Origin of the sequence: Brevibacillus panacihumi (assembly GCF_003710985.1) — a bacterium.
GTDB classification, from domain to species: Bacteria; Bacillota; Bacilli; order Brevibacillales; family Brevibacillaceae; genus Brevibacillus; species Brevibacillus panacihumi.
In genome coordinates, this window is sequence record NZ_RHHT01000071.1 from 22,360 (window position 1) to 31,016 (window position 8,657).

Annotated in this window: 8 protein-coding genes; 7 read left to right on the forward strand and 1 reads right to left on the reverse strand. The window is 52.5% G+C overall.

Going from position 1 to position 8,657, the window contains the following annotated elements; genetic code table 11:
• Positions 1 to 19: 19 nt before the first annotated feature.
• From EDM58_RS23405 to EDM58_RS23430, 6 genes are all read left to right on the forward strand, one after another.
• The gene (locus EDM58_RS23405; RefSeq protein WP_122915464.1) at positions 20 to 1,108 is read left to right on the forward strand and encodes an ABC transporter substrate-binding protein; all 1,089 of its coding nucleotides are present in this window, start codon (positions 20 to 22) and stop codon (positions 1,106 to 1,108) included.
• Positions 1,098 to 2,843 carry an ABC transporter permease gene (locus EDM58_RS23410; protein ID WP_246000997.1) on the forward strand — a complete coding sequence of 582 codons (1,746 nt, stop codon included), beginning with the start codon at positions 1,098 to 1,100 and terminating at the stop codon, positions 2,841 to 2,843. The genes EDM58_RS23405 and EDM58_RS23410 overlap by 11 nt, the downstream gene beginning before the upstream one ends.
• Complete coding sequence (locus EDM58_RS23415) at positions 2,840 to 3,895, forward strand: ABC transporter ATP-binding protein (protein ID WP_122915466.1); 1,056 nt, start codon at positions 2,840 to 2,842, stop codon at positions 3,893 to 3,895. Before EDM58_RS23410 ends, EDM58_RS23415 begins: the two co-directional genes overlap by 4 nt.
• Positions 3,896 to 3,968: 73 nt before the next feature.
• Positions 3,969 to 4,838 carry an arginase family protein gene (locus tag EDM58_RS23420; protein WP_246000998.1) on the forward strand — a complete coding sequence of 290 codons (870 nt, stop codon included), beginning with the start codon at positions 3,969 to 3,971 and terminating at the stop codon, positions 4,836 to 4,838.
• Between the two features lie 148 nt (positions 4,839 to 4,986).
• Complete coding sequence (locus EDM58_RS23425) at positions 4,987 to 6,525, forward strand: MDR family MFS transporter (protein ID WP_122915467.1); 1,539 nt, start codon at positions 4,987 to 4,989, stop codon at positions 6,523 to 6,525.
• 76 nt (positions 6,526 to 6,601) lie between these two features.
• Positions 6,602 to 7,561, forward strand: coding sequence for a helix-turn-helix transcriptional regulator (locus EDM58_RS23430; RefSeq protein WP_122915468.1), 960 nt, complete (start codon positions 6,602 to 6,604; stop codon positions 7,559 to 7,561).
• 271 nt (positions 7,562 to 7,832) lie between these two features.
• Here EDM58_RS23430 and EDM58_RS23435 read toward each other — a convergent pair whose 3' ends face one another.
• A complete protein-coding gene (locus tag EDM58_RS23435) occupies positions 7,833 to 8,363 on the reverse strand; it encodes a hypothetical protein (RefSeq protein WP_023556776.1) in 531 nt (176 codons plus the stop codon).
• A 96-nt stretch (positions 8,364 to 8,459) separates the two neighbouring features.
• On the opposite strand from EDM58_RS23435, the gene EDM58_RS23440 reads away from it, so the two are divergent.
• Positions 8,460 to 8,657 (forward strand): hypothetical protein (locus tag EDM58_RS23440; protein ID WP_221175434.1); only part of this gene is annotated, 198 nt, incomplete at its 3' end.

The window sequence follows — 8,657 nt, forward strand, 5'->3', positions numbered from 1 at the left end:
CCAAGGAGGATAACCGAAAATGAACCGAATCGCTTTGCGCAAATGGACCTTGTCTTTGTTTGCAGCCGTCTCCGTAATCGGCTTGACTGCTTGCGGTACTTCATCGTCATCTCCTCAGGCGGCAACCCCTTCTCCTGAAGTGGCACCGCAAACGAACAATCAACCTGCTGAGCCTGTGCCAGCAAAGGTCGAGGGCACACTCAGCTTCTATACGTCCCAGCCTGATGCCGATGCAGCAGCCCTGATTGACGGTTTTGCGAAAAAGCACCCGGAAGTAAAGGTAGAGCTGTTCCGTTCCGGCACAGAAGAAGTAATCAGCCGTCTGCAGGCGGAAGCCCAGGCGGGACAGGTGAAGGCAGACGTGCTGCTGGTCGCCGATGCGCCGACCTTTGCCAGCTTGAAAAAACAGGATTTGCTGATGCCATACAACTCCCCCGAGGCAGAGCAGATTCCAGCCGAGCTAAAGGATGCAGACGGTTCCTACACCGGAACCAAGGTCATGGCGACCGTCTTGGCCGTGAATACCCAGAAGGTCAGCACATTGCCGGATAGCTGGAAGGTTCTGACCGCACTGGAAGCAGCCGGAAAAGGCGTCATGCCAAGCCCGCTGTACTCTGGTGCAGCTGCTTACAATCTCGGGGTATTTACCCGGCAAAGCGAGTTTGGCTGGAATTATTTCGAGGGACTGAAAGCCAATCAAATGACGGTATCCAAGGGGAATGGAGCCGTACTGAAAAGCGTGGCTGGCGGTGAGAAGGAGTACGGAATCGTTGTAGACTACATGGTAGCCCGTGCGAAACAAGAGGGATCTCCAGTCGAATTGATCTATCCAAGCGAAGGCGTGCCCGTGATCACGGAGCCGATCGGCATCCTGAAAGGGGCGCAAAATCCTGACGCAGCAAAAGCCTTTGTGGATTTCGTCTTGTCCGAGGAAGGGCAAAAGCTGGCAGCTGACCTCGGCTACACGCCGATTCGCAAAGGGATAGAGGCGCCAGAGGGACTCAAGTCATTGGAAGAAATCAAAGTGCTGTCTGCAGATATTGCGGAGCTGGAGGCATCGCGTGAAGCGGATAAAAAGAAATTTGGAGAGATGATGGGTGGCAACTAATTGGCAGACCACACTCACAAAACGACAGGCTGAGGGGCGGAGACGTCTATGGACTGCCCCCCTCCCGATGGAAAAGGCGGCTGGATGGCTGGTGCTCCTGCCAGTCGCCTTCTTTTTCGTCTATCCGTTGTGGAAGCTGGTCATCCTGAGCTTAAAAACAGAAGCGGGTTTGGGTCTCGGCATCTTTTCCGAGTTGCTTGCGGATGCGCGGACGTGGTCAGCGGTCTACCACTCCTTGACTGCAGCCGTTCTGTCCACTGTCGTAGCGCTTGTAATCGGTGTCTCGCTCGCCTGGCTTTGCGCGTATACCGATATTCGCTTCAAGGGAGCGATTCACATCATGGCGATGCTGCCGCTGTTGATTCCCTCCTATGTGATGACGTTGGCTTGGACGCAAATGGCGGGCCCTGCCGGTGTTTTGAACCGATTCGCCAGTTGGCTGGTGGGCTTTCCTGTGGAGCTGTGGAATGTATACGGACTGGACGGAATCATCGTCGTGATGGGCTTGAGCCACTACCCGCTGGTCTATATGCTGACGCTCTCGGTTCTCTATCGCATTCCCAAGGAGCTGGAATGGGCGGCTCGTTCGTCCGGCGCTTCCTCGCGCAGTGTTCTCAGGCAAGTGACCCTGCCGCTCGCCCTGCCCGGGATCGCCAGCGGAGGCTTGCTCGCTTTTATTTCGGGATTGGACAACTTCGGCATCCCTGCATTCTTGGGCATCCCAGCGGGCATTCCCGTTCTGAGCACGTTGATCTATGAGCAGGTGATCGGTTTTGGTCCCAGCGCCTTCGGTAGAGCTTCTGTCTTGTCCATTCTGCTCGGGATCATTGCTTTGGGCGGAACCGGCCTGCAATGGCTGCTGCTGCGCAAAAGCCGAGTCGATCAGACCAGTGCAGAGGATCGCTCTGTCCGCTACACGCTGGGCAAAAAACGGTTCCTGGCAGAAGGAGCCGTCGGACTCTTTTTATTCATAACCAGCTTCCTGCCGCTGCTCTCCATGGCGTCGACGGCGTTTATCAAAGCGTATGGTCTGCCATTTCTCACGGAACATTTGACCTGGAAGCACTTTCTCTTTGTGCTGCGGGATCATGCCGGGACGCGGGAAGCGCTGGGCAACAGTCTCATGCTGGCTGGTTTGACAGGTGCTCTTTGTCTGTTCGTTGGGACGTTGTTTGCTTACTGGCGCGTCCAGCGTCCCCATAAGCTGGGAAAAATGCTGGAGGGCGCTGTCGCATTGCCGTATGCACTGCCGGGCATGGTGGTTGGCTTGGCGATGATCCTGACCTGGATGGAGCCGATTCCGGGCTGGCAGCCGGGTATCTACGGCACCGTCTGGATGATTCTGATTGCCTATGTGACGCGCTTTTTCATCCTGCAGGTGAAAAGCAGCACCGTCTCGATCCTGCAGGTCGGCCGGGAAGTGGAGGAAGCGGCGCGCATCAGCGGGGGCAAGCTGTGGACGCGATGGGGCCGCATTTTGTTGCCGCTGTATGCGCCGGGGATGCTGACGGGTCTATTCCTCGTCATGCTGACAGCCTTCACCGAGCTGACCATATCCTCTCTGCTCTGGTCTTCCGGGTCGCAGACGATCGGCGTCGTCATCTTCGGCTTTGAACAGGCGGGTTCTACTACATTGAGCACAGCCCTTTCCACGTTGATCGTGACAGCCATTTTGATTTTGTTGGCGATCGGAGGATTGTGGAAGCGATATTGGCAAAGGAGAGTAGAAGGATGAATGAAGCGAGGGTAATGGGTGTATCCAAACGGTTCGGCGAGGTGGTTGCCCTCCACAGGATCGATCTGCATATCGGAAAAGGCGAATTCGTCGCATTGCTGGGACCCAGCGGCTGCGGCAAGACGACTCTGCTGCGTCTGTTGGCCGGCTTTGAGTCTCCTTCGAGCGGGGAAATCTGGCTGAACCAGGAGCTTGTCGCAGACCAAGACAGGCGGATGCCGCCGGAGCAAAGGCGCATCGGCATGGTGTTTCAGTCATTTGCCCTCTGGCCTCATCTGACCGTCTACGAAAATGTGGCCTTTCCATTGCGCCATCAGCAGCATGTCCCGGAAGAATACAAGCAAAATCCGCGTGCGCGAGTGGCGCAGATGCTGGAGATGGTGGGGCTCGGCGGGATGGAGAAGCGCTACCCGAGCCAGTTGTCGGGCGGGCAAAAACAGCGGGTGGCACTGGCGCGGGCGATCGTTTTCAACCCGACGCTGCTTCTGATGGATGAACCGCTCAGCAGCCTGGACGCCGAGTTGCGCATTCAGATGCGCAAGGAGATCCAGCATATTCACCGGGAGCTGGGCACTTCGATTGTCTACGTGACGCATGACCAATCCGAAGCCTTGGCGATGGCGGACAAAATCATCGTCATGCGGGGCGGCCGAATAGAGCAGGCGGGTACGCCGCACGAAATTTACTACGAGCCGCAGTCGCCCTTTGTCGCCAAATTCGTCGGCCGCGCCAACTTCGTCAAAGGGAGCTGGGCCGACTCCTCCACCTTCCTGCTGGAACGGGAGGGACAAACCTCGTTGCCTGTGCGCGTCTCACAGGATCTTACGCCTTTTCAACGTGAACAGGTGCTGCCAGTCAGACCGGACCAGATCCGGCTGCATCCTTGGCAGGAAGGCCAGGATGGGGTGAAGGGGCGTGTGCAGCACGTGCAGTTTCAGGGGAGGGAACTGCTCTATTCCATTCAGGTAGGCGAGGAAGAATGGGAGGTCTCCACTGATATTGCGACCCGCTTTGCGTATGGAGATCAGGTGGCGGTTGAATTGGTGGTGTAACCAGTACCCGGAAGCGCCATTGTTCAGAGACCTATTTTATGGTATTTTCTGAATAGTTCTTGGACAAAACGTAATGGAGGGAATCATTATTACCATCAAAATAAAAGGAATACCCCATTTTGCAGGTGCCTTCGTCTCAGGCACTGAACTCTCCCCTGATGCCTTGCGCAAAGCAGGGCTAGTCGAGCAGTTGCAGGGAAGAGGCTTGGCCGTAGAGGATTTGGGTGATTTGAAGCTGCCGGACTATATGCCGCGTCACAATATTCCTCCGGTTCGCAATTGGCCTGCTCCGCGCATGCTGTGGGATCTGCTGCAGAAGGAAGCTGCGGAGTGGATGGACCCAAGCGATTTTCTGCTCATGCTTGGAGGGGATTGCAGTCTGATCGTGGGAATCGCACTTGCCCACCAACGAAGATACGGGGAGCAGGCATATCTGCTGGTCATCGATGGGCATCTCGATGCGGTGGTTCCTTCGGCGAACCGCTGTATCGGAGCAGCGGGGATGGGGCTTTGGTTTTTGCTGCAGGATCAGGGCATCTGGATCGAGCGTTCAGGCTGGACCGCGGATCGGATAAAGCTGGTCGGCTGCCAGAAGCCGCCAAACGAGACGTATGGAGTAGAAATCGTGTCACTGGAGCAGCTTCATGCAGGCGATATGGAGCAGGAAATGACCCGTGTCTTGCAGTCCATCCCTGCTGATGCCAAAATTCTGGTGCACTTTGATGTCGACGTGATGAACAAAGATGCGATGCCTGCTGCGTATGCGCCAAGCGAGACGGGACTCAGCCGGGAGGAAGCACAGCGACTCCTCTTGCAAGTGCTGCAGGATCGAAGAGTCGTCGGGATGGAAGTCACCGAGTTTTCCGCCTTGCGTGACACGACAGGCGAGCAGGCGCAAAAGCTGGTGCGCTTGCTTGGAGAAGCGCTGGCGGTTCGAGGGTAACCATATCATGTATACGGACAACGAAAAAAGTTGTCCGTATTTTTTTATCCCTATTCCTGACAAACAGATGTCAACAAGCGTGGTTTATGATCATGCCATCAACATGCTTCACCACGCATGAAACCAGACGGAAAGGGATGAAAATCAAATGGCATCAACTCAGAACCAAAACAAAGCAGGAATTGTCATCGCAGGTCTACTGCTCTCCATCTTGATGGCCTCGATGGATAACACGATTGTCGCGACAGCGATGGGCACGATTGTCGGAGAAATGGGGGGCCTTGACTCGTTCATTTGGGTCACATCCGCCTATATGGTAGCGGAGATGGCAGGAATGCCGATCTTCGGCAAGCTGTCGGATATGTATGGAAGAAAACGATTCTTTGTCTTCGGCATCATCGTGTTCATGGTTGGCTCGGCACTTTGCGGGACAGCAGAGTCGATCCTCCAGCTCAGCATTTACCGTGGGATCCAGGGCATTGGCGCAGGGGCGATGGTATCGATCGCATTTACGATCATGTTCGATGTCGTGGCAGCGAAGGACCGCGGGAAAATGACAGGTATGTTTGGCGCTGTATTCGGCTTGTCGAGCATTCTGGCCCCGATGCTCGGCGGTCTGATTACGGATCAATTCCATTGGGCATGGATCTTCTACATCAATCTGCCGCTCGGCTTGCTCGCCTTTTTTCTGGTGCTGTTCTGCTACAAGGAATCGATGGAGCATTCCAAGCAAAAGATTGATCTTCTCGGGGCGGTTTTATTGGTAGGAGCGGTGGTATGCCTGATGCTTGGCCTGGAGCTGGGGGGAAAAGCGTATGCATGGGATTCTCCGCAGATCATGGGCATGTTTGCAGGCTTTGTGGCTCTTGCCGTGTCCCTTGTATTCGTAGAAAGACGTGCGGCTGAGCCGATCATTTCTTTTCGGATGTTTCGCAATCGGCTCTATACGACCAGCAATCTCATCGGAATGCTGAGCGGGGCGGCGTTCATGACGGCATCGGTGTACATTCCGATTTACATTCAGGGCGTGCTGGGCGGCAGCGCGACTCATGCCGGTTTTGTCCTGTTGCCCATGATGATCGCTTCGGTCGTGACAGCGACAGTGGGGGGATACTTGATGGCAAAGCTCCCGTATCGGATGATTTTGATCCCGACGATGATCCTCTTTATCGTGGGTCTTGCTTTGCTCGCTACTCTGACCAAGGATACGCCGCGCATTCTCATCACGATGTATATGATTCTGATCGGGCTGGGCATTGGCTCCACCTTTTCTGTACTCAGCAGTTCAGCGATTCATTCTTTTCCTGCATCACAACGAGGAGCAGCCAGCTCGACGCTCAATTTCAACAGATCGCTTGGCATGGCGCTTGGCATCACGATTTTTGGCATTCTGCAAAGTCATTTCCTTACGGGTGGCCTGGCAAAGCTGTTGGGAGGCAACGCGGCTGCATGGTCCACGGGTGTAGATTTCAAAGATGCGCATGCCCTGTTGAACCCGGCGATCAGGCAATCGATGGACGTTCGTTTGCTGGGCGCGATCCTGGATGCTCTGTCCAGTTCCATTGTGACGGTGTTCATGTGGAGTCTGATTCCGGCCTTTTTAGCGCTGGCGGCAGCTTTCATGATGAGCCAGGAGAAGTTGAATCCTGCTGAACAACAGGACGGCTACCCGGCAGCATCGCATTGATCAGCCAAGTAACAGTTGTTCCAGACAAAATTCGGTTTAAGATTGGGGTATCAGGATTTGTACAGGAGGTACGGCCATGAAACTGGAGCGGCTTATGGCGATCACCATCATTCTTTTAAACCGGAAGAGAGTGCAGGCGCAGGAGTTGGCAGAGCGTATGGAGGTATCGCTCCGCACCATCTACCGTGATTTGGAGTCTTTGAGTCTGGCGGGTATACCGATTGTTTCCTACACAGGTACAGAAGGGGGCTATGAAATCATGGACAGCTTCCGTTTGGATCGGCAGATGCTCTCTCATGACGAGTTGATCGCCATGCTGACTGCGCTGCGTGGTCTCCAATCTACCAAAGCACTGAGTGAATCGAGCATGGAGCGGTTGCTTGAAAAGGTTGGCGCTTTGGTTTCGCAGACAGAACAAGGGAGTTTGGCTGATCGCGATCAAATTCTGGTCGATTTTACGCCTTGGAGATCGAGTGAAGCAGAGCGGAAAAAATATGAGGCCCTGAACCATGCGGCCAAGGAAAAAAAGCTGGTTAGCTTCGCCTATACCGACCACCTAGGGCAAGAAACGGTGCGGCGCGTGGAACCGATGGGCCTGGTCCTCAAAGGATACAAGTGGTATTTGCACGGCTATTGTTTAGAGCGAGAGGATTACCGGATTTTTCGGCTCTCACGAATACGAGATTTGCAGACGCAAGCAGCAACGTTCCAACGACGGGATATGGAGCTAGAAAAACTGAATGAAAAATGGAAGCAGCTGCCTAATCGCCCCGGGCCCATGGTCGATATCGTCCTGCACTTCTCCAGCGCGATGAAAGCTGTGGTTGCCGATCGATTTGACGAGGATGACATTGAACGGCAGCCGGATGGTTCCTTGGTCGTCCGGACCACCATGCCTGACCAGGAATGGCTGATCAGTTTTTTGCTCTCCTTCCGAAATAAAGTGCGGGTTCTCGAACCGGCCCGTTTGGCTGCGGCAGTCAAGACGGCAGCGTTGGAGATAGCAGGACTGTACAGTGATGTGGAGTTTAATTAACTTGAGAAACTCGTTTACCACTCGATAGATAACGATCTTGCATGGTTAACCTTTAAAAATGCAGGTAGAGTGCTTCGAAATATTACCATTTGGGTTAAATGAGCTGAATCATGAGTATGTCCTACCTTTACTCAATTTCAGTTTACGGCAAAACACTCCTACTACTATTAAGAAATTAAGAATATCCCCCCAAGTAAGTGCAGACTTTTTGATGTATCTGACTATTAAGGGGGGATATGATAAAGATTTCTTCAGTTAGTTTTCCGAAGAATTATCTGGTTTGTTGGTATACCGTGACAATTCCTTTCACATTTCCAACGACTCTAAGACGATAATCAACATCATCATCTAAGTCTTCAAAGTATTCGTATTGTTTTGAGCCAATACGCATTTCAACTTCCTGTACGACTGCCCATCCATTTGCCCAATCATTCCATTCCACCAACTCAATGTCATAAGTTGAGTTGCTCCCTGTATTTTTTTGCGCATCTGACAATATTCGTATGTTGTTATTAGTTGCCGAAGCTACATATACAGCTTTAGGAATTACATAGAAAGAATTTACCACATATTCAGCCGACCATAAGATTTTTCCATATGACGCTTGTATCTCTATGTCACCTTCTGTTTGTAGTCGCTCTTTAATCTCACTTTCCGATAAGAATCGATGGCTTCCACTTTCTGGGCCATAAAGCTTTTCATAGTCTTTGTTAGTTTTACCAACTTCGGCGGAGGCGATAGAGGGGGCAAGCATTGTTAAAACTAGACTGCCAATCATTAAAGCCTTTTTTGTTTTAGTCAAAGCAATCACTCAATTTCATATTTTTACTAAATATGGTAACATGTTGAATGGTAACACAATTGCGAGAACTAATCTACCAAAAAATAGGAGGTTTTTATGAAAAAGAAATTAACAATGGTGCTTGTTTTCTTGTTGCTAACAATTTCGATAATGGGATGTTCAACTCAAGGTGAGTCACCGGAGGACACTGTCAGTCAATATCTTGCAGCCATCAAGAATAAAGAGGTAGATAAAGCGTATGAAATGCTTGGTGGGTCCAATGTGCCCGATAAGGTGTATTTGGCAAGCAAAAAA